This is a genomic window from Rhizobium rhizoryzae (assembly GCF_011046895.1).
Taxonomy (GTDB): Bacteria; Pseudomonadota; Alphaproteobacteria; order Rhizobiales; family Rhizobiaceae; genus Neorhizobium; species Neorhizobium rhizoryzae.
Window position 1 is genome coordinate 1,962,818 of sequence record NZ_CP049250.1, and the last position, 18,976, is coordinate 1,981,793.

General features: G+C 58.6%; 20 protein-coding genes and 1 tRNA gene. 9 read left to right on the plus strand and 12 right to left on the minus strand.

Annotated features, from left to right (window positions below; all coding sequences use genetic code 11):
- Positions 1 to 199 precede the first annotated feature (199 nt).
- Both preA and G6N80_RS15400 read right to left on the minus strand, forming a co-directional pair.
- Positions 200 to 1,513 carry an NAD-dependent dihydropyrimidine dehydrogenase subunit PreA gene (preA, locus tag G6N80_RS15395; RefSeq protein WP_062553767.1) on the minus strand — a complete coding sequence of 438 codons (1,314 nt, stop codon included), beginning with the start codon at positions 1,511 to 1,513 and terminating at the stop codon, positions 200 to 202.
- Between the two features lie 15 nt (positions 1,514 to 1,528).
- Positions 1,529 to 2,890, minus strand: coding sequence for an NAD(P)-dependent oxidoreductase (locus G6N80_RS15400; protein WP_165135030.1), 1,362 nt, complete (start codon positions 2,888 to 2,890; stop codon positions 1,529 to 1,531).
- Positions 2,891 to 3,123: 233 nt separating this feature from the next.
- Here G6N80_RS15400 and G6N80_RS15405 point away from each other — a divergent pair, with 233 nt between their 5' ends.
- From G6N80_RS15405 to G6N80_RS15425, 5 genes are all read left to right on the plus strand, one after another.
- Positions 3,124 to 3,555, plus strand: coding sequence for a hypothetical protein (locus tag G6N80_RS15405; protein ID WP_165135033.1), 432 nt, complete (start codon positions 3,124 to 3,126; stop codon positions 3,553 to 3,555).
- A gap of 331 nt (positions 3,556 to 3,886) precedes the next feature.
- Positions 3,887 to 4,228: a DUF2325 domain-containing protein gene (locus G6N80_RS15410; protein ID WP_062553783.1), complete on the plus strand. Its 342-nt coding sequence runs from the start codon at positions 3,887 to 3,889 to the stop codon at positions 4,226 to 4,228.
- A gap of 3 nt (positions 4,229 to 4,231) precedes the next feature.
- Entirely contained in the window at positions 4,232 to 4,462 is a 231-nt protein-coding gene (locus tag G6N80_RS15415) for a hypothetical protein (RefSeq protein ID WP_062553770.1), read from the plus strand.
- A gap of 72 nt (positions 4,463 to 4,534) precedes the next feature.
- Positions 4,535 to 6,082: a cryptochrome/photolyase family protein gene (locus tag G6N80_RS15420; protein ID WP_165135037.1), complete on the plus strand. Its 1,548-nt coding sequence runs from the start codon at positions 4,535 to 4,537 to the stop codon at positions 6,080 to 6,082.
- A 74-nt stretch (positions 6,083 to 6,156) separates the two neighbouring features.
- The gene (locus tag G6N80_RS15425) at positions 6,157 to 6,846 is read left to right on the plus strand and encodes an SDR family NAD(P)-dependent oxidoreductase (protein ID WP_165137113.1); all 690 of its coding nucleotides are present in this window, start codon (positions 6,157 to 6,159) and stop codon (positions 6,844 to 6,846) included.
- 177 nt (positions 6,847 to 7,023) lie between these two features.
- On the opposite strand, the gene G6N80_RS15430 is transcribed toward G6N80_RS15425, so the two are convergent.
- The 5 genes from G6N80_RS15430 to G6N80_RS15450 all read right to left on the minus strand — a co-directional run bounded on the left by G6N80_RS15430 (position 7,024) and on the right by G6N80_RS15450 (position 11,449).
- Complete coding sequence (locus G6N80_RS15430; RefSeq protein WP_165135040.1) at positions 7,024 to 7,458, minus strand: DUF3429 domain-containing protein; 435 nt, start codon at positions 7,456 to 7,458, stop codon at positions 7,024 to 7,026.
- A complete protein-coding gene (locus G6N80_RS15435) occupies positions 7,458 to 8,453 on the minus strand; it encodes an NAD(P)/FAD-dependent oxidoreductase (RefSeq protein WP_165135043.1) in 996 nt (331 codons plus the stop codon). The genes G6N80_RS15430 and G6N80_RS15435 overlap by 1 nt, the downstream gene beginning before the upstream one ends.
- Complete coding sequence (locus tag G6N80_RS23580; protein WP_082547109.1) at positions 8,450 to 8,602, minus strand: DUF2256 domain-containing protein; 153 nt, start codon at positions 8,600 to 8,602, stop codon at positions 8,450 to 8,452. Before G6N80_RS23580 ends, G6N80_RS15435 begins: the two co-directional genes overlap by 4 nt.
- A gap of 75 nt (positions 8,603 to 8,677) precedes the next feature.
- Positions 8,678 to 9,505 (minus strand): AraC family transcriptional regulator, encoded by an 828-nt coding sequence (locus tag G6N80_RS15445; RefSeq protein WP_062553774.1) that lies wholly within the window; start codon positions 9,503 to 9,505, stop codon positions 8,678 to 8,680.
- Between the two features lie 216 nt (positions 9,506 to 9,721).
- On the minus strand, positions 9,722 to 11,449 hold the full coding sequence (locus tag G6N80_RS15450; RefSeq protein WP_165135046.1) for an ArnT family glycosyltransferase: 1,728 nt from the start codon (positions 11,447 to 11,449) through the stop codon (positions 9,722 to 9,724).
- 214 nt (positions 11,450 to 11,663) lie between these two features.
- On the opposite strand from G6N80_RS15450, the gene arsC reads away from it, so the two are divergent.
- From arsC to G6N80_RS15465, 3 genes are all read left to right on the plus strand, one after another.
- Positions 11,664 to 12,086, plus strand: coding sequence for an arsenate reductase (glutaredoxin) (gene arsC, locus G6N80_RS15455; protein WP_165135049.1), 423 nt, complete (start codon positions 11,664 to 11,666; stop codon positions 12,084 to 12,086).
- Positions 12,079 to 13,263: an arsenite efflux MFS transporter ArsK gene (gene arsK / locus G6N80_RS15460; RefSeq protein WP_246251419.1), complete on the plus strand. Its 1,185-nt coding sequence runs from the start codon at positions 12,079 to 12,081 to the stop codon at positions 13,261 to 13,263. Before arsC ends, arsK begins: the two co-directional genes overlap by 8 nt.
- Before the next feature lie 85 nt (positions 13,264 to 13,348).
- Positions 13,349 to 13,663 (plus strand): hypothetical protein, encoded by a 315-nt coding sequence (locus G6N80_RS15465; RefSeq protein WP_062553778.1) that lies wholly within the window; start codon positions 13,349 to 13,351, stop codon positions 13,661 to 13,663.
- A gap of 74 nt (positions 13,664 to 13,737) precedes the next feature.
- Here the strand turns inward: G6N80_RS15465 and G6N80_RS15470 are convergent.
- From G6N80_RS15470 to G6N80_RS15490, 5 genes are all read right to left on the minus strand, one after another.
- Positions 13,738 to 13,814 (minus strand) — tRNA-Arg (locus G6N80_RS15470).
- Between the two features lie 118 nt (positions 13,815 to 13,932).
- Complete coding sequence (locus G6N80_RS15475; protein WP_165135055.1) at positions 13,933 to 14,394, minus strand: hypothetical protein; 462 nt, start codon at positions 14,392 to 14,394, stop codon at positions 13,933 to 13,935.
- A gap of 84 nt (positions 14,395 to 14,478) precedes the next feature.
- Complete coding sequence (locus G6N80_RS15480; RefSeq protein ID WP_062553899.1) at positions 14,479 to 15,345, minus strand: transglutaminase family protein; 867 nt, start codon at positions 15,343 to 15,345, stop codon at positions 14,479 to 14,481.
- 36 nt (positions 15,346 to 15,381) lie between these two features.
- Positions 15,382 to 16,323: an alpha-E domain-containing protein gene (locus G6N80_RS15485; RefSeq protein WP_062553900.1), complete on the minus strand. Its 942-nt coding sequence runs from the start codon at positions 16,321 to 16,323 to the stop codon at positions 15,382 to 15,384.
- Between the two features lie 6 nt (positions 16,324 to 16,329).
- On the minus strand, positions 16,330 to 17,742 hold the full coding sequence (locus G6N80_RS15490) for a circularly permuted type 2 ATP-grasp protein (RefSeq protein WP_062553901.1): 1,413 nt from the start codon (positions 17,740 to 17,742) through the stop codon (positions 16,330 to 16,332).
- A 296-nt stretch (positions 17,743 to 18,038) separates the two neighbouring features.
- Here G6N80_RS15490 and G6N80_RS15495 point away from each other — a divergent pair, with 296 nt between their 5' ends.
- The gene (locus tag G6N80_RS15495; protein ID WP_165135058.1) at positions 18,039 to 18,920 is read left to right on the plus strand and encodes a DMT family transporter; all 882 of its coding nucleotides are present in this window, start codon (positions 18,039 to 18,041) and stop codon (positions 18,918 to 18,920) included.
- Positions 18,921 to 18,976 lie beyond the last annotated feature (56 nt).

Sequence of the window (18,976 nt, forward strand, 5' to 3'; positions counted from 1 at the left end):
CCACCAGACTGCTTCCAATCTGGCTTTCCAGCCGCGACGTCATTCTCAGCCTTGTGCCGAGAATCTACTGAGGTCCAATACAATCAAGCGTTTGTAGATGCTCGGGACAAGCCCGAGCATGACGGAAGATTGAGTGAACCCTTTGTCATCAAGAACAGGGCACTTTCGCGCCCCGCCCAATCTCTATCCCCTAATCCGCTTACTCCGCGGCAACCTGTGCCATCGGGTTGTTGGGGTGCGTGGTCCAGTTGGCGTAGTTCGGATCGACGATCTTGCCGGTGCGCTGGTCGAGCGTTCCCGGTTCCAGCCCCACCATGGTGATGCAGTTTTCGACCGGACAGACGTTGACGCAGAGGTTGCAGCCCACGCATTCGTCTTCCATCACCTCAAAGTGGCGCACGCCATTGACCATGCTGGTGATGGCCTGGTGCGAGGTATCCTCGCAGGCGATGTGGCAGCGGCCGCATTTGATGCAGGCATCCTGATCGATATGGGCCTTGGCCACATAATTGAGGTTGAGGTATTTCCAGTCGGTCACGTTCGGCACGGCGCGTCCGGTGATATCATCCAGCGAGCGGTGGCCCTTCTCGTCCATCCAGTCGGACAAGCCAGAGATCATTTCCTGAACGATCTTGAACCCATAGGTCATTGCGGCGGTGCAGACCTGCACGTTGCCGGCACCCAGGACCAGGAATTCTGCCGCATCGCGCCATGTCGTCACGCCGCCAATGCCGGAGATCGGCAGGCCATAGGTTTCCGGATCGCGGGCGATTTCTGAAACCATGTTGAGCGCGATGGGCTTGACGGCTGGCCCGCAATAGCCGCCGTGGCTGCCCTTGCCGCCGACGGTTGGCATGGGTGCGAAGTTATCCAGATCGACCGAGACGATGGAGTTGATCGTGTTGATCAAGGAGACGGCATCCGTGCCGCCGCGTTTTGCGGCGCGGGCCGGGTTGCGGATATCCGTGATGTTCGGCGTCAGCTTCGTAATCACCGGCATGCGACTATACTGCTTGCACCAGCGAACGACCATTTCGATATATTCCGGCACCTGGCCGACGGCGGAACCCATGCCGCGCTCGGACATGCCGTGCGGACAGCCGAAGTTGAGCTCTATGCCGTCAGCGCCTGTTTCTTCCACCAGCGGCAGAATGGCCTTCCACTCTTCCTCGACGCAAGGCACCATGATGGAGGCGATGAGGGCGCGATCCGGCCAGTTCATCTTCACCTGCTTCATTTCCTGCAGGTTGATCTGGAGAGGCCGGTCGGTAATGAGCTCGATGTTGTTGAGACCCAGCAGGCGGCGGTCGGCACCCCAGATTGCGCCATAGCGTGGGCCGTTGACGTTGACGACCGGCGGTCCTTCGGAGCCGAGTGTTTTCCACACCACGCCGCCCCAGCCTGCCTTGAAGGCACGCTCGACGTTATAGGCCTTGTCAGTCGGCGGCGCGGAGGCCAGCCAGAAGGGGTTCGGCGATTTGATGCCGACGAAGTTGTTGCGAAGATCAGCCATGGTTCATCTCCCGGTTCAAGCGACGGCCACAGCCGGCTGACCGGCGGAAGCGAAGGCAAGATGAATGGCGTCGGCGGCATCGCGCCCATGCGCCACGGCGGAAACGGTGAGATCTTCCCCCCGGTTGACGCAATCACCGCCGGCATAGACCCGTTCCATGGAGGTGCGACACTGATCGTCTACCACGATGCGGCCTTTTTCCATGGATAGCGCACCCAGGCCGCTGGCCTTCAAGGACTGACCGATGGCCTTGAAGATCTGGTCGGCGGCAATCACGCCCGTCTCGCCGGTGCCGACAAGATGGCCATCGCGAAGAGCGGTATATTCCAGCTCGATCCCGGCCACTGCGCCATCCTTGCCAAGAATGCGCTTCGGCGCCAGCCAGTGACGGATGGAAACGCCCCTGGATGCAGCGAGATCCTGCTCATATTCGGAAGCGTTCATATGCTCCTTGCCGCGGCGATAGCAGATGGTGACTTCTTCGGCACCCAGCAACTTGGCCTGAACGGCAGCATCGACTGCGGTCATGCCGCCGCCGAGAACCACAACGCGACGGCCGATTGGCACATCCGCCTTGTTGTCTGCCTGACGCAGATAGGCGATGAAATCCACCGCATCATCGACGCCCGAAAGTTCTTCGCCTTCGATGCCGAGGCCGTTGACGCCGGCAAGGCCGATACCAATGAAGACGGCGTCATAATCGGCGGCCAGATCCTGCAGGGAGAAATCGCGACCCAGAGCCATGCCGTTGCGAATCTCGATGCCGCCGATGGCCAGAAGATAATCCACTTCCTTCTGGGCGAAATTATCCGGGGCCTTGTAGGTGGCAATGCCATATTCGTTGAGGCCGCCCGCCTTTTCACGCGCATCGAAGACAACGACCGAGTGGCCGTTCATCGCCAGACGGTGCGCGCAGGCGAGACCGGCCGGACCGGCACCGACAACCGCAATGGTGCGGCCCGTTTCCGCCGCGCGATGGAAGAACTGGCGGTTCTGTTCCATCGCAATATCGGTGGCGTAACGTTGCAGGCGGCCGATATCGACCGGACGATCCTCTGCGGTGTTGCGCACGCAGGCCTGTTCGCACAGCGTTTCGGTGGGACAGACGCGCGCGCACATGCCGCCCAGAATGTTCTGGGAGAAGATGGTGCGGGCAGCGCCCAGCGGATTGGCTGTCGATATCTGCCGGATGAACAGCGGAATATCGATTTCGGTGGGACAGGCCGTCATGCACGGCGCGTCATGGCAGAAATAGCACCGGTCGGATGCTACCAGTGCCTCGTGCTTGTCAAAGCGCGGATGAAGGTCTGAAAAATTATGTTCGTACTCCGCGGGCGCCAGACGGCCTCCCGCGATACCGCTTCCCAGTCTGTGCATGTTGCTTCCCTCTTTTATGGAATTTGTTACGCAACTGAAGAGGAGCCTAGCACGGCCAAAAAATTTATCAATCGGTCAAATTTTGGGAAATTGGCAGAACGCAAGCTCAGGGCGGAGACGCTTGCGCGAGGCTTGCAGCACCGCTTTTCCGAGGCTCAATCGGCGTTGTCGGATCGATGGCTCAAGGTTATGCCTAATGCTTCATTAACGTGATTGCTGATGGAGTGCTGCCTTTGACCGGAACACAGAAATCGCGGCACTATCTTGCCGAACATTATCAGACGCTTGGGCGGATCGATCTCAACTATCGCGAAACGAACCTTCTGGTGCGTGCGGTCTATTCGTCCAAGGGCATGAAGAACTTCTCGACCATGCAGGTGCGCATAACCAAGCTTTCGACGGAAGGCGCGTTGCTGCACGGGCACCTTCTGGAATTCCTGCCGGAGCAGTTTTACCTGTGCCTTGGCGAAAAGGAGATCTTCATCACCTGCGCCAAGCGGCAGTTGAAGGACAACAAGATGGCGGTCGTCTTTGCACAGCCGGAATCATCCGCCTTCGTGCAGGCGCTGGTAAGGGTCCGCACCCCGCTCAGCATGTTGAAGCGGTTGCGCGGTGACTGTGCGCCGGCCATCGAAGCCCGGATCACCTCTCGTCACCGGGACTGAAAAGCCGTCAGCCACGGGTCTGCCGATTGCACTCACAGGCCCGTGCGAAAATATGATCCTTTCTATCAAGTTTAATCTTTACTCCTTTTGTCATGTTATCTATGGTCCGCCTCGCAGTGTCCACCAAGGGCAAGCACCTAAAGCGAGTAGCGATCTTTCAGATTCGCTCCTGACGCTTTAGCTCTTTTTATTGTCGCATGTCGTTATCGCAAAACCGCTCCACACTTTTGCGCGCCATGCTAGAGACGAGGGAAGACGAGCCGTGGCCAAGAAGGACAAGCGCAAGCCGGCAGGCAAGCAAGGGGGCAAGGCTTCGGCCAAGACCGCTCAGTTGCAGACGATTGAGAAGATCGACGATGCGTCCGGCGTGAAAAGCTTTCTCTATGTCGGCGGCAGGGATTGCCAGGTGGCCCATTTGCGCGAGATCGCCGAGAGCTATGGCGCGGAACTCATTCATCATGACGGCGGTTTGAGAGAGGCCGTTTCGCGCATCGATACGCTCTTGCCCTCCGTGGACTGCGTTTTCTGCCCGATCGACTGTATCAGCCACGATGCATGCCTGCGGGTGAAGACCGGCTGCAAGAAGTTCAGCAAGGCTTTCATTCCTTTGAGAAACGGCTCGAAATCGAGCCTGGAGCGGGCATTGCAGACCATGAAAGAACGGAACGCATAAGCCATGAATCACGATAGCCGCGATGGCACTTTCTTCATCGGCCTTCACAAGCTTGCCCAGCAGAATGGCGACGGTCTGGTGCCGGAGCTTTATGAACTTCTGACGCGCCGCCCGGATGAGTTGGAAGAAACCGACAAGATCCTGCGCTTTCCCATCGGACGGACACGTTTGCCGAATAGCACTGCGCCGGAAGAGACAGGCCGGGTAATTCCTTTGAAAAGCCGGAAGGCGTGACGCAAGAGCGGTAATCTATCGACCGCCGAGCTTCGTAACGAGGACAAGTTTCCCCGTTGCGAAGTCCGGTTCATGCCATCCATCAGACATCTCATCTTCATTCTGGGCGATCAGTTGTCGCCAAACCTCGCCAGTCTTCGCGATGCCGATCCGGCGCAGGATGTGATCCTGATGTGCGAGGTAATGGCGGAAGCGACCTATGTACGCCATCACAAGCTGAAAATCGCTTTCATCTTTTCGGCCATGCGGCATTTTGCGGAAGAGCTGCGCCAGCAAGGTTTCACTGTCCGCTATCGCCGCCTTGATGACGAGGGCAACAAGGGTTCTTTCCGGGAAGAGCTGCGCGCTGCCGTGACCGAGCTTTCGCCCGATTGCGTGATCGTGACGGAGCCCGGCGAATGGCGCGTGCTTGAGGATATGAAAGGTTGGTGGCAATTGCTGGGCCTGCCCGTCGATATTCGCGCCGACGACCGTTTCCTTTGTTCCCACAAGGAGTTTCGCGACTGGGCATCCGGTCGCAAGGAACTCACCATGGAGTTCTTCTATCGCGAGATGCGCCGCAAGACCGGGCTTCTGATGGAAGGCGATCACCCGGCGGGCGGGCGCTGGAATTACGATGCCGAAAACAGGAAGCCTGCCAGCCCGGACCTTCTGCGCCCCAAGCACAAGAGCTACAAGCCGGACGCGCTATCACAGGAGGTGATCGCGCTCGTTGAGGAACGCTTCGGCGATCATATCGGCAGGCTGGATCGCTTTGGCTTTGCGGTCACTCGCGCGCAAGCAGAAACGGTTCTGGAGAGCTTTATTCGGGACTTTCTGCCGCAGTTCGGGGAGACGCAGGATGCCATGCTGGTCGGCGATCCCTTTCTCAATCACTCGCTCATCTCCTTCTATATCAATATCGGCTTTCTCGATCCACTTGCCGTTTGCCGCGCGGCGGAGGAGGAGTATCGCGCCTGTCGGGCACCCTTGAATGCGGTGGAAGGCTTCATTCGGCAGATCATCGGCTGGCGGGAGTATGTGCGTGGCGTCTACTGGCTGAAAATGCCGGGCTATACGGAGCTGAATTTCCTGGAGGCGAAACGCCCGTTGCCCGGTTTCTTCTGGACGGGCGAGACGGATATGAAGTGTCTTTCGACGGTGATTGACGAGACCATCGATCACGCCTATGCGCACCACATTCAACGCCTGATGATCACCGGCAATTTCGCGCTGCTGGCTGGCATCGATCCATTTCAGGTGCATGAATGGTATCTGGAAGTCTATGCCGATGCCTATGAGTGGGTGGAGGCACCCAATGTGATTGGTATGACGCAGTTTGCCGATGGCGGAATTCTGGGCTCGAAGCCCTATGCGGCCAGCGGCAATTATATCTCCAAGATGTCGGACTATTGCCAGCACTGCCGCTACGACGTGAAGAAGAAAGTTGGCGAGGGCGCGTGTCCGTTCAATGCCCTCTATTGGGACTTTCTCGATCGCAATGGCGAGAAGCTTTCCGGCAATCGGCGGCTGGCGCAGCCCTATGCCACATGGCGGCGAATGAGCGACGAACAGCGCGGCACCTACCGCAAAAGCGCGCAAGGCTTCCTTAAAAAACTGGAAGCGGGCGAGAAGGTGTGAGCTTTGGAAAACCGGATCTCTTCTGTCTGCGTAAAGCAGGATAGATCATTTGAGGAGACCTTCGCATGTTGTCCATGACTTCGCTTCCGCAAGGCTATCGCGCGCTGGTTATTGGTGCGAGCGGCGGCATTGGCAGTGCCCTGTCGACCGTGTTGAAGGGGGATGTTGCCTGCGGCGAAGTGGTTGCGCTTTCGCGTAGCGGCACCGGTCTCGACGTCACCAACGAGGAAAGCGTTGCAGCGGCAGTCGCTGCGCTGGAAGGGCCGTTTCATCTGATCTTCTGCGCGACGGGCGGCTTGACCATCGATGGCGTTGGTCCTGAAAAGTCGCTCCGGCAGATTTCGGCAGACGCTATGATGCGCCAGTTTGCGCTCAATGCCGTTGGTACGGCTCTCGTGACGAAGTACTTCACGCCGCTTCTGCCGAAAAAAGAGCGGGGCCTGATGGGCTTCCTGTCTGCCCGCGTCGGCTCCATTGGTGATAACAATCTGGGCGGCTGGATTTCCTATCGCGCCTCCAAGGCAGCCTTGAACCAGATATTGCGCACGGCCTCCATCGAACTGGCGCGCACCAATCCGGAAGCGGTCATCGTGCCCCTGCATCCGGGCACTGTCGCCACTTCACTCTCCGAGAAGTATTCCGGCGGGCACGAGCGGACGGAGCCTGCGGTTGCGGCGACAAACCTGCTGACGGTGCTGAACGGACTTGCTCCGCAGCAATCCGGCCAGTTTTTTGCTTATGACGGATCAAGGATCGAGTGGTGATCTTCAGGTTGTCACACGCTCCTGCAATCCGGTTGAGCGCGACATGTATCAATCGCGCCGTCATTCTCGGCCTTGTGCCGAGAATCTACGGACGTCCAATAAAACCAATCCGTTGTAGATGCTCGGGACAGGCCCGAGCATGACGGGAAGACAGCTGAAAAGCCCCTCGTCAATAAACTAGATCGACCATAAGTTCACCAGAACAATGATCTGAATGACATAGGCAATTGCGACCGCCGCGGTAATGCGCATGCGCATGGCAAAGTACCAGGGTGCCTCGCGCCCCTCGGCATCAATCCGGCGGTCTACTTCCAGCAAGCCTACGAAGATCATGAGTTGAAGCCCGATCGCGACAAGCTGCGACGGAATGAGCAATGACGTCCATGTGGCCAGAGCCAGAATATTGCTTGCCACAATCGGAAGCACGGGCGGATCGCGGTCTCGCTGCGTCAAACCCCAGAGGGTGCCAGCCATGAAGGAGGCGATGATTGCGCCATAGGTCAGAAAAGCATGGAAACGAATATCCGGGGCGATGAAGCCGGGGATCAGCAGCAGGTAGAAGGGTAGGGCGCCGCTGAAGGTCAGGCTCTGGGTAAGGCGCTTCGTCGACATCAGGCAGTTTCCATTTGCAACAGGAGTGCATCCGCCAGAGCATTGGCGCTCTGGAATGCCGCTTCGACGCGGTTGCCGAGGCACCAGTCCCCGCAGGCCGCAAGATGGCGGTCCATATCCAGCAGGAACGGTTTCCCCAGCGGCGTTTCCACATTGGCATAACGCCAGCGGTGGAGGACCGGAGACGCGATCAAAGCGTTTCTCACCACAGGCAATAGTGCTTCCAGGGCGCCAATCATCCGTGCCTGTACCTGTTCCGGCGGCTCTTCCAGATTGGCATCCGACCAGCGATTGTTGGCATGCACGACAAGATGATTGCCCGTCTCGCGGCCCGGCTTGGTGTTGTTGTGGGCGATCCAGCCAAGGATCGGATGGGAAACCTGGGCTGCCGCAAACGGGAGATCGATGTCCGGTTTCATCTGGAGCATCAGGGTAAAGCACCCGTTCATGCGGACACCTTCCAGTGCCTCCTGATCGGCAGGATCAAGCGGCAGCAGGGAGGCGGTTTGCGGGGCAGGGGCGGTCGAAACCACCCAATCAAACCTGCCCTCCACGCTGCCGTGATCGCAATCGAGTTTCCAGTCGCCGACCTTGCCTTCGAGTGCGATTGCCCGCGTTTCGAATTGAACTTTCAGTGGTCGAGCCAGCCATTTCACCAATCTGGACATGCCTGGCACTGCAACAAAACGCGGCGAGCGGTCTTCGCGTTGTTCCAACGCGCCCGTTGCCGTCAAGTGGTGAACCGGCGTGCTCCAGGTCTCGATGACGCCCTCTTCAAGGGCCGGTTCGACAAGCGCGTGAAAACCGGCATCCCGAATGGTGAAATACTGCGCTCCGTGATCGAAACTCACGCCATCCTTGTGGCGCGTCGCCATGCGCCCACCGGTGCCGCGGCTTTTCTCCAAAACCAGAACTTCGGCATGCTGATCGAGCCTTCGTGCCAGTGTAACGCCGGCCAGTCCTGCGCCAATGATAGCGATACGAGGCCTTGTCATGACGCGCTTCCTTTCGAGGTTCGGCAGCGGTCAGAACAATATTTTACATTATCCCAGTCTCGCTCCCACTTTTTGCGCCAGGAAAAGGGGCGTCCACAGGTTTGGCAAACCTTGGTGGGCAGGTTCTGTTTTTTGATCTGCTTGGCCACGGCCTGTCTCGCTTGTCACCCGTCTTGCTGTCACACAGAGGTGATTACGGCGTGAGGCTGACAGCGGATCAGGATTCAGGCGAGCTTGCTGAGACTGCGAAACTGCTTGTGATAGACACTCGGGGTCGTGCCATAGCAGGATCGTATCCAGCGGGTCAGATGGCTCTGGTCCACGAAACCACAAAGCGCTGCGACCTGGGCCGGAGAATGCTGCCGCAGCAGCATCTTCGCCCGAGCCGTCCGGCGTGCCTGAATATAGACATGCGGTGTTACCCCGACATGTGCGCGGAACAGGCGCAGAAAGTGGAATTTGCTGAGTTCGATCTGCTGCGAGAGGGCTTCCAGTTCCAGGGAGGATACCAGATTGTCTTCAATATAGCTGCGGATCGCGGTGATCCGAGCATCCTCAATCTCAGGTTCAGGTGTTTCGCGAGAAATGAAAAGCCCCGTGCATTGATGGAGGAATTCCGTCAGGCGAGCGTGCCATACAGCCTTTTCCCGGGTTGCATCCAGAATGGCCAGTTGTTCGCTCAGCCGCCGCGCAATCGAATGATTGTAGAGAACGGGCGTTGGAAACCGGAAGCCCGCAGGCGCTATGCTTTCCATCGCCTGGGCCGGCACATGGAGGGTCTGATACTGGACGCTGTGCCCCTGCAAGGCTCCCGCCGAACTCAGTTCACCCGGATTGAGGAAGGTGATCGAACCAGCCGGGACGGCATGATCGATCCCTTTATGGATGAAAGACTGCACACCGGTAAGGACAATCCCGATGACAAACCCTTCATGGGCATGGGTTGCGAAGCTCGTTCGTGCAATACGGGCATCGAACCTCTCTACTTCCGGCCAATGACGCTGACAGCGCAGCTGGGAGATTTCCTTGAAAATTGTGCGAGATATATTCATTATATCCTCTCCCGCTCGACCGGTGGGTGAATGAAATCATAGTATTTATTCGTGTGCCTGTTGGATGCTGATCGTCCTCACTTACCGACGACGGCATCTAAGCCTGAAAATTCTCATGAAATTGGTGAGCCAGAACTGCTCATGTTTCAAACGAGTTCTATTGAACACAATCTTCAATTTTATTTCTATTGAGCCTTATCCGGGGCGGCGGCTATGTTAGCGCTTCAGATAAACCTGCATTTGGCGCAGGTTGAAGCCGTTCAGATTTCGCCCTTCGACGATCTGGAGAGGGGTCGCCACCTCTCCGAGAGCAAGCAGGCTCTTCTGGAAACTTGCGCTCTCCTCGACCCGCACTGCTGCAAAAGCGCATGATGCTCGGTGAAAGGCTGCCGCGGCATCATCGGCAGCCAGGCGTTGCATGCCCGTACCCAGCCGAAAGACGAGGCTGGGCTCCTCGTAACCAACGCTGAGGATGGTGGGTGCCGGGCAGTTGATCATCTTCTGTGCTGCATCGGCGATACGATCTGTCAGCCACAGACGTTCAGCACCCGGCAGGATGATGGCGAATGCCAAAATGTAGGCCAGACCGGCAGCAAGAATGGAGGCGGCGATCCCCTCCCGCATTTTGTTCGCCACCAGCAGACGCCAGGCCGCGACGGACATCAGGACAAGTGCACAGCCAAGCGTGATCCCGAGCCGGGATAACCTGTGTTCCGAAATATAGAAAACCGCGTTCAGGGCGATTGCAAGCAGGATACCGAGGGCGGCGATGCCAGAATAGGTGAACCGGAACCAGCGGCTTTCGGTCCGCAGGCCTTTGTCTGCCAGGGCAAGCCCGGTCAATACGGCCAGGGCGGGCATCATGGGCAGGATATAGTTCGGCAGTTTCGTTGCGACCAATTCGAAGAGCAACCAGGCGGGAGCCGCCCAGAAGAAAAGGAAGCGCACTTCAGGTCGTGTTCGTCGTGTCCAGCCCCAGAGAATGGCGAGCGAGGCAAAGATGGAGAGAGGCCAGAAGGTGCCAAGGCCAACGAGGAGATAGGTGCCGGGTGGTGCGCCATGCCCTTCCTGCCCTGTCGCGACCTTGCCCAGCATATCGTGACCGATGGACTGGGCAAAGAAGGCACCCTTCGAAATCCAGCCGATTGCAGCGAGCCAGGGAAGGACCACCAGCAGATAGACCAGAACGCCGCGCACGGGCGAGAGCGCGCGGATCAGCGACAGATTTCGCTCGGTCGCCGTTAATCCGATGATGGTGAGGCCTGCAATCATTGGCGCAACCGGGCCTTTGATCAGTGTGCCCAGGCCAAGGGCTATCCAGAACAGCCCGTTGCGCCACAGCACCTGCCTGCGCTGCGGGTCGAGATAGGCGCAGGCGAGCCCGAACTGCGACGCGACGATCATTGCGCAGAGCATGGCATCCGTTTTGCCGATGCGAGCTTCGAAGGCGAGTTCTACGGTACTTGCGGCAAGAAGCCCGGCGATAAGGCCTGCCTTCGATCCACCCATTCGCGCCGCAATGGCATAGGTGAAAAAGGCCGTGAGAAGGGCGCCGACAAGGGAGGGCAGGCGATAGATCCACAACGGGCTGGCAGCCCCTTCGCCAAACACCTTCGCCGACAGGCCTTGAAGCCAATAGATGCCGACCGGCTTCTTGTAGCGGGGCTCCTGCTGGAAGCGGATATCAACCCAGTTGCCGGTTTCCAGCATCTGCCGGCTGGCCTGGACATAGAGCGCCTCATCGCGATCCGTCAAAGGCATGAGGCTGATGCCAGGAGCGAACAGGAAAAGGCCCACAAGGCCTATGAGGATGAGGTTGAGGACATGGCGACGCCATTCGGCAGGCCTGTGCATGGCGCGTCCGGGCGCCGGTTCGGGAGCGGGGTGAAGCGCGCTCGCGTCTCCCGCTACCCTCCATGTTTCAACGCCGGAATCGATACGCATGGCTGCCGGTAACCCCCATCCGGCGTCTGCCTACAGGGCGATTATGTCAAACTCACTATACTTGGGCAGAATGTTTCGGGCAGATTGACGAGGCACCCCCCTGATCAACAGGAGATCGTTCGGACCGAGTGTTCGCGGTACAGGCCTTGAGTCCTACTCCAGAATAGGCAATGTTCGTCGCGTCCCGCCGAACAGCATAGAGTCCAGACCCGCCATGGATGTCACCATCTACCATAATCCCGCCTGTGGGACGTCCCGCAATACGCTTGCGCTGATCCGTCATCACGGCATCGAGCCGACAATCGTCGCCTATCTCAATAATCCTCCTTCGGTAGACGGATTGCGGCAGATGATATCGGACGCGGGGCTGTCCGTTCGCGATGCCATTCGTGAGAAGGGCACACCCCATCTGGATATGGGGCTCGATGATCCGGGTCTGAGCGACGATGCATTGCTGGCAGCCATGATCGATACCCCCATTCTCATCAACAGGCCCTTTGTCGTGACACCACTGGGCACAAGGCTGTGCCGCCCCTCGGAACTGGTGCTGGACATCCTGCCCGCGGCGCCTCAAGGCGAGTTCCGCAAGGAGGATGGTGAACAGGTGCTGGATTCTGAAGGCAAAAGGGTTGTCTGACCTCCGCTTGCCGGTTGCTGCCGTAATCCTTCTCGGCATAACCCAGATCATCGGCTACGGAACGCTCTACTATTCGTTCAGCATTCTGGCGCCAGCCATCGCGCGCGATTTCGGTCATTCGACCGAGTGGATCTTTGCTCTTCTGTCCTGTGCCCTGCTGGCGGGCGGACTGGCTGCACCATGGATCGGCAAGGCTTTCGATCTATTCGGTGCGGGCAAGGTCATGTGTTTTGGCAGCGTTGTTGCCAGTCTTGCCCTCATCATCTGCTCATTGTCTTCCGGCATAGGGTCCTTCGCGATCTGCCTGCTTATGCTCGAAGTGGCTGCCAATCTCGTGCAGTACGGAGCAGCCTTTGCCTTGCTGGTGCAATTGCAGCCTGCCGCCGCCACGCGCAGCATTACCTATCTCACATTGATCGCTGGCTTCGCCTCAACCCTGTTCTGGCCCTTCACCTCGGCCCTGCATGGCTGGATGACCTGGCAGGAGATCTATCGGCTCTTTGCCGTCTTGAATCTCGCAATCTGTTTTCCGGCCCATCTCTGGCTTGCAGGCCAGTTGAACCGGTCGCGCCGTCAGCAGAACATCTCGGCCGGACCCAGGGCCGAACTCTCCGGACTGCTTGCGCCCGACCGGCGGCGTCAGGGGTTTTTGTTGATGGCCTTCGCCCTTTCCACGCAAGCGCTCCTGAGTTCTGCGATCCTCGTGCATATGGTGCCATTGCTGACAGGACTTGGTCTCGGCGGTATCGCGGTCATCGCCGGTAGCCTGTTTGGGCCGTCGCAAGTGGCCAGCCGCCTGATCAACATGCTGTTCGGTCGCGATCTTTCGCCATTGGCGCTCGCGATCATTTCCGCGGTTCTAATGGCGATTGCGCCAGTCGCACTGCTTTTGGGTGCGCCATCCATCACTTCGGCAATCATCTTTGCCTGTATCTTCGGGTTTGGAAACGGCCTCTTCAGCATAACGGCCGGCACCTTGCCGCTCTATCTGTTCGGCAGCGCCGGTTATGGCGCGTTGCAGGGCAAGGTCACCTCCGCCCGCCTCGTATCATCGGCCTGCGCTCCCTTTGCGCTCGCCTATCTTTTAGCAAATGCGGGAACAACGATCTCGCTTCTGCTGCTTGGCTTCTGGGGCCTGATCAGTGTCGCAGCCTTTCTGGCTATTGCCCGGCGCTGATGCATCGCATCTGCCCTCATTGCGGATGTGACAGGAACCATCCTGCTTTCCTCTCGTTTCTGGCGAACAGACAACGGGAGATGATATGATGCTTGTCAAATTCGCAGTGACTGCGGCTCTGGCTCTGGCTGGCACGGCGGCCGTGGCGGAAGCACGGTCTGATGTCCACCTCTACGGCGCGGTGCCCGTTGCCGGGGATCCGCACCTGATGGCGAACTATGATAGCGCGCAGGCCTGGTGCAAGGTGGAACTCTACGGAACCTACCATGCGCAGCCGATGAACAGGGGAGCCTTCGGCGCGGCCCCCATGCGCAATTGCCTTGCCCGCTATGGCTTCGTCTATCAAGGCAATGAGCCTTACGCCTACCCGGTCCGGAAGGTTGTCTTCATCGTCAAATGACGGACACAGTTGCGCAAGTGCGCGACAGCACTGTGGGCTCGTGCCTGTTTGCTTCTGACTTTCTTCAACGGAAGTGGCGCACCCGACAGGATTCGAACCTGTGACCTTTGGAATCGGAATCCAACACTCTATCCAGCTGAGCTACGGGTGCTTTTCAGAATCGTTCTGTGCGGACGACTGTGCCGGTGGGAGGTTCATAACAAAGGTCAGGGGCCGCTTCAATCGCCCGGGCTGCAAAAAAGTGGTATCTCACCCATAATGTTCATTCGTCATCGATGCGGATGCAGGCGAAGAGCCTGGTCGACCAACATGTTCGCGACTGTCATCCGGCGTGTCGCCTGCGGGCGGAAATCGGGATGCACGCGATCGGGATGATTGAACTTGGCGAAAGCACGGCGTCGCGCCATCAGCTTTTCCGGGGTATCCTGCGGTTTGAGGGCAAGATCCTCGGCAATTTCCGTGTCCGACAAACGGGCAAGATGCGGCGGCATGACAGGCGGAGGGGGAGGCGGCTCTTCAACCTTGGAGAGCGTCTGTTCTTCATCAAGGCCATAGAGGCGATACAGGCTCTCTGTCGGCGAGGGCTCAGGCCTCTCCCAGGTTTCCGTGACGAAACCCATCGGCAGGCCAGACACACGAAAATTGGCCTGCGGCTGGGCGTCTGCCTCCTGCGCATCCTCATCGTCAAGCCGGGTCAGAATAGACTGGAAGACAGATTTTCCGAACAGCATCGGCTCCCCTTTCGGAGAGATATTCTGCAGCAGACAGTTGGTGCGGAGCTTGCGCGCCGCAACCATTTCGGTCGTCGGCTTTGATCAAGCCTGACTTTGGCTTTGGGACTGCGTGCCGCCCTGATCACTTGTCTGGCTTTGCGACTGGCTCTGGCCTGGGCCTTCGACACTCAGTGTCACCGTCAGGTCCTCGCCTGCGGAACCAATGCGCATGCCGGAAACCGGGGCTGCGTCGCTATAGCAGAGGCCGGAGGCAATGCGGACATAGCGCTCGTCCGGGCAGATCTTGTTGGCCGCATCAAAGCCCACCCATCCGAGACCCGGGATGTGCACCTCCGCCCAGGCATGTGTCGCAGTTTGTTCGATCCGGTCTTCCATCATCAGGTAGCCGGAGACATAACGCGCCGGAAGCTTCAGGAAGCGCGCAGCCGAAACAAAGATATGGGCATGGTCCTGACAGACGCCCGCCTTCGCTTCCAGCGCCTGTTCAGCCGTCGTTTCGGACGAGGTGGAGCCGGGTTTGTATTCCACATTGGCGTGGATCAATTCCATCAGGGCATGCATCTGCGCAAGCTCGCTGTCGCCAGTCACACTGCGGGCCAGTTCCTTGACGAGCGTGCCCGGCTTGGTGCGTTCCGTCTCGCGCAGATAGAGCCACAGCGGCACGAAGCCGTGATGCGGACCGAGCACGCCAGCGCGGTCAATCGTCTCCACTTCGCCTGTGGCGGTGATGCGAATGGTGTGTTCACCACCTTCGATCGAGACAAGATCCACCCGGTTGCCGAACTGGTCGTTATAACCGGCTTCCACCTTGGCGCCCTCGACACTCAGTGACCAGTTAAGCACCGTTTGTACATGGCTCGACTGCGGGTGCAGCCGAAGACGCTGGAGTGCATAGGCAACCGGCTCTTCGTAGAGATATTCGGTCGTATGAGAAATCTTTAAACGCATATGGCCAATCCGTCCCCCGGTGTGCCCATGCCCCGCTCAACGGTAAAAGCGGTAGCCTTCTGAAATTTCGACGCTGAGCTGGTTGTTGCGGCTGATGAAATCCTCAAGGAATTCGTGCAGGCCCTGATCCATCACATCGCCGATCTCGCCGCGTTTCAGCATCGTGCGGATACTGTCCGCCGTATCATGCGCGGAGTGACGCTCGCCGTAATCCTCCGCCAGATAGCGCAGATTGCTGACGATCTTTTCGTAGCAATAGGCGAGCGACCTTGGCATGCGGCGATTGAGAATGAGGAAGTCGGCGATGTTGGAGGGGCGATACTCCGCATCATAGACCCAGCCGTAGGACCGGTGCGCCGAAACAGACCGCAGGATGGATTCCCACTGGAAATTGTCGAGCGAGGAGCCCACCTGGCTGACGGCCGGCAGCAGCACGTAATACTTCACGTCCAGAATGCGGCTGGTGTTGTCCGCACGCTCGATGAAGGTGCCGATGCGCGAGAAGTTATACAGATCGTTGCGCAGCATCGAGCCGTGGAAGGCGCCGCGGATCAGGCCCGCACGCCGCTTGATCGTATCGATCACCGCCGGCAGATCCGCAGGCTTCACCCGCTTTTCCAAGAGCTGCTTGAGTTCGATCCAGCATTCGTTGGTCGCTTCCCAGGTTTCACGGGTGAGCGCGGTGCGTACCATGCGCGCATTGTTGCGGCCGGAATCGATGCAGGACATGACGCTGGAAGGGTTCGTCTTTTCACGCAGCAGGTAGTCGATTGCGTTGGCTGTGGTCACCTTGCCGTGCAGTTCCACATATTCGTCGCGCACGCCTGCGCTTTGCAGCACGCCATCCCAATCCTCATCCGTCGAGCCCGTCCGCGTCAGCGAGACGCGCAGACCCGCATCGACGAGACGCGCGATGTTTTCGGCGCGCTCGATATATCGGAACATCCAGTAGAGGCCGTTCGCAGTTCTTCCCAGCATGTTCGCTCAGTCCTCTAGAACCCACGTATCTTTGGTGCCGCCGCCCTGGCTGGAATTGACCACCAGGGATCCCTTCTTCAGGGCGACGCGGGTCAGCCCGCCCGGAATGATCTTGACCTCCTTGTCGGATACCAGAACGTAGGGGCGCAGATCCACATGGCGGGGCGCGATGCCCTTGTTGACGAGGATCGGCACGGTAGACAGCGAGAGCGTTGGCTGGGCAATATAGTTGGAGGGGCGGGCACTGAGCTTCTCGGCAAAATCAGCCCGCTCCTTCTTGGAGGCTGTCGGCCCGACCAGCATGCCATAGCCGCCGGAGCCGTGAACTTCCTTCACGACCAGCTCTTCCAGATGCTCCAGAACATATTTCAGGCTGTCGGGCTCGGAACAGCGCCAGGTCGGCACGTTTTCGAGCAGTGGCTTGCGTCCGGTATAGAACTCGACGATTTCCGGCATGTAGGAGTAGATCGCCTTGTCGTCCGAAATGCCGGTTCCCGGCGCATTGGCAATGGTGATGTTGCCGGAACGGTAGACATCCATGATGCCGGGAATGCCAAGCGCAGAGTCGGGCCGGAAGGTCAGCGGATCGAGGAAGTCGTCATCGACGCGGCGGTAGAGCACATCGATGGCTTCATAGCCGCGGGTGGTGCGCATCTTCACCTTGCCGTCGATGACGCGCAGGTCCGATCCTTCGACCAGTTCGACGCCCATTGTATCGGCCAGGAAGGAATGCTCGTAATAGGCGGAATTATAGATGCCGGGCGTCAGAACCGCCACGCGCGGCTTGCCCTTGCAGCCGGGAGGGGCGAGCGATGCCAGCGATTGCCGAAGCAGATAGGGGTAGTCCTCCACCCGCTGCACCTTGTTCATGGCAAAAAGTTCCGGGAACATCTGCATCATGGTTTCCCGGTTCTCCAGCATGTAGGAGACGCCGGAGGGCGTGCGGGCATTGTCTTCCAGCACATAGAACTGGTCTTCGCCGGTGCGCACGATATCGGTGCCGACGATGTGGGTGTAGACCCCGCCCGGCGGCTTGAAGCCGATCATTTCCGGAAGGAAGGCTTCGTTCTTCTCGATCAGTTCGCGCGGGATGCGCCCTGCGCGGATGATTTCCTGCTTGTGGTAGATGTCGTCCAGAAAGGCGTTGAGCGCCAGAACCCGCTGCTCGATGCCCTGGGCCAGCTTGCGCCACTCGCGCGCTGAGATGATGCGGGGAATGATATCGAAGGGAATGAGCTTTTCAGAGGAATCGGCATGTCCGTAGACTGCGAATGTAATGCCCGTCTTTCGGAAGATCGATTCCGCGTCCTGCGACTTCTGGATCAGATGCGCAGGATCCTGTGCGGCATACCACTCCTGGTAAGTCTTGTATGGTGGGCGCGGAAGGTCTTCCGCAGTCAACATTTCATCAAATGCCAATGGTGCGTTCCCCGATTTTGGACCATAAGAGTACAACGCAAACAGCATTGCAAGAACCATGCGTCATCGAAAAACAAATTAATTAGGCAATGCTGTCTGATGGCTTGATATAAAGCGCAAAGGCGCGCCAGATTGCTCGAAGTTTGTGCGCCAAGATGGCCTAACGCTCATGCAAACGCACTGCTTTTGCTATCTTTCCCGTTTCCGCGATTGTTCAACACTTCTGCTTTGCCTTGTTCCTGCATGAGGTTTAAGCAGCATCTGCACAATCTATCAGCATTTGATTCAAGGCTAAAATGATGCTTGACCGTCTGGCTCCTGCCATCTTCGTGGTCCTCTGGTCGACAGGTTGGATCGTTGCCAAGATTGCAGCGGCCCATGCCGATCCGTTGACATTCCTCAGTGCGCGCCATGCGCTCGCAGCGGTTGTCTTTGCCGGCTTCGTCCTGGTCTCGAAAGCACAATGGCCACGCACGCTGAAGCAGGGCCTCCATGCGTTTTTGTCCGGCATCCTGCTACATGGCCTCTATCTGTCAGGGCTCTGGTGGGCGATCGGGCAGGGTGTTCCGGCCGGTCTCTCGGGCGTTATTGCCGGGCTTCAGCCGTTGCTGACAGCGGCGTGCGCCTTCCTGCTTTTGCGCGAGAGGATCAGCCGTATACAGGTTGCCGGTCTCACGCTTGGCTTTGCCGGCATCGCAATCGCCGTGTCGCCTCAGTTTGCCGGGGTTCTGCAGCGCGGCCTGACCGGACTTGCGGTTCCGGTGCTGATCAACCTCATCGCCATGCTTTCCGTCACGCTCGGCACGCTTTATCAGAAGCGCTTTCTGGGAGACGGAGATCTTCGCGCGATCGCGACACTGCAATATCTGGGTGCCTTTGCGGTGACGGCGCCCTTGGCCCATGGATTGGAAACGGGCCGTTTCGACTGGACCGTTCCTGCGATCGCGGCGATGGCCTGGTCGGTGCTCGGCATCTCCATGGGAGCGGTGGGCCTGTTGCTCTACCTCATCCGGCGCGGACAGGTCTCGCGCGCGGCATCCTTGATTTACATGATGCCGCCGCTGGTGGCCATTGAAGCCGCTGTGCTGTTCGGAGAGGCTCTGACCGTGCCAATGGTGATTGGAACGGTGATTGTGGTGACCGGGGTTTATCTGGTCAATCGCAAGCCGAACGCCTGAGACGGCAAAACCCGCCCTCGTTGCCGAGAGCGGGTTTCTGAGATCAAGATATGTGT

Excerpts from the sequence above, each read along its gene's own strand:
- G6N80_RS15445 (WP_062553774.1), bottom strand. The coding sequence starts at position 9,505 with ATGAATATATCTCGCACAATTTTCAAGGAAATCTCCCAGCTGCGCTGT.
- G6N80_RS15480 (WP_062553899.1), bottom strand. The coding sequence starts at position 15,345 with ATGCGTTTAAAGATTTCTCATACGACCGAATATCTCTACGAAGAGCCG.
- G6N80_RS15450 (WP_165135046.1), bottom strand. The coding sequence starts at position 11,449 with ATGCGTATCGATTCCGGCGTTGAAACATGGAGGGTAGCGGGAGACGCG.
- G6N80_RS15435 (WP_165135043.1), bottom strand. The coding sequence starts at position 8,453 with ATGACAAGGCCTCGTATCGCTATCATTGGCGCAGGACTGGCCGGCGTT.
- preA (WP_062553767.1), bottom strand. The coding sequence starts at position 1,513 with ATGGCTGATCTTCGCAACAACTTCGTCGGCATCAAATCGCCGAACCCC.
- G6N80_RS15415 (WP_062553770.1), top strand. The coding sequence starts at position 4,232 with ATGAATCACGATAGCCGCGATGGCACTTTCTTCATCGGCCTTCACAAG.
- arsC (WP_165135049.1), top strand. The coding sequence starts at position 11,664 with ATGGATGTCACCATCTACCATAATCCCGCCTGTGGGACGTCCCGCAAT.
- G6N80_RS15475 (WP_165135055.1), bottom strand. The coding sequence starts at position 14,394 with ATGCTGTTCGGAAAATCTGTCTTCCAGTCTATTCTGACCCGGCTTGAC.
- G6N80_RS15430 (WP_165135040.1), bottom strand. The coding sequence starts at position 7,458 with ATGTCGACGAAGCGCCTTACCCAGAGCCTGACCTTCAGCGGCGCCCTA.
- G6N80_RS15465 (WP_062553778.1), top strand. The coding sequence starts at position 13,349 with ATGATGCTTGTCAAATTCGCAGTGACTGCGGCTCTGGCTCTGGCTGGC.
- G6N80_RS15400 (WP_165135030.1), bottom strand. The coding sequence starts at position 2,890 with ATGCACAGACTGGGAAGCGGTATCGCGGGAGGCCGTCTGGCGCCCGCG.
- G6N80_RS15495 (WP_165135058.1), top strand. The coding sequence starts at position 18,039 with ATGATGCTTGACCGTCTGGCTCCTGCCATCTTCGTGGTCCTCTGGTCG.
- G6N80_RS15420 (WP_165135037.1), top strand. The coding sequence starts at position 4,535 with ATGCCATCCATCAGACATCTCATCTTCATTCTGGGCGATCAGTTGTCG.
- G6N80_RS15485 (WP_062553900.1), bottom strand. The coding sequence starts at position 16,323 with ATGCTGGGAAGAACTGCGAACGGCCTCTACTGGATGTTCCGATATATC.
- G6N80_RS15425 (WP_165137113.1), top strand. The coding sequence starts at position 6,157 with ATGACTTCGCTTCCGCAAGGCTATCGCGCGCTGGTTATTGGTGCGAGC.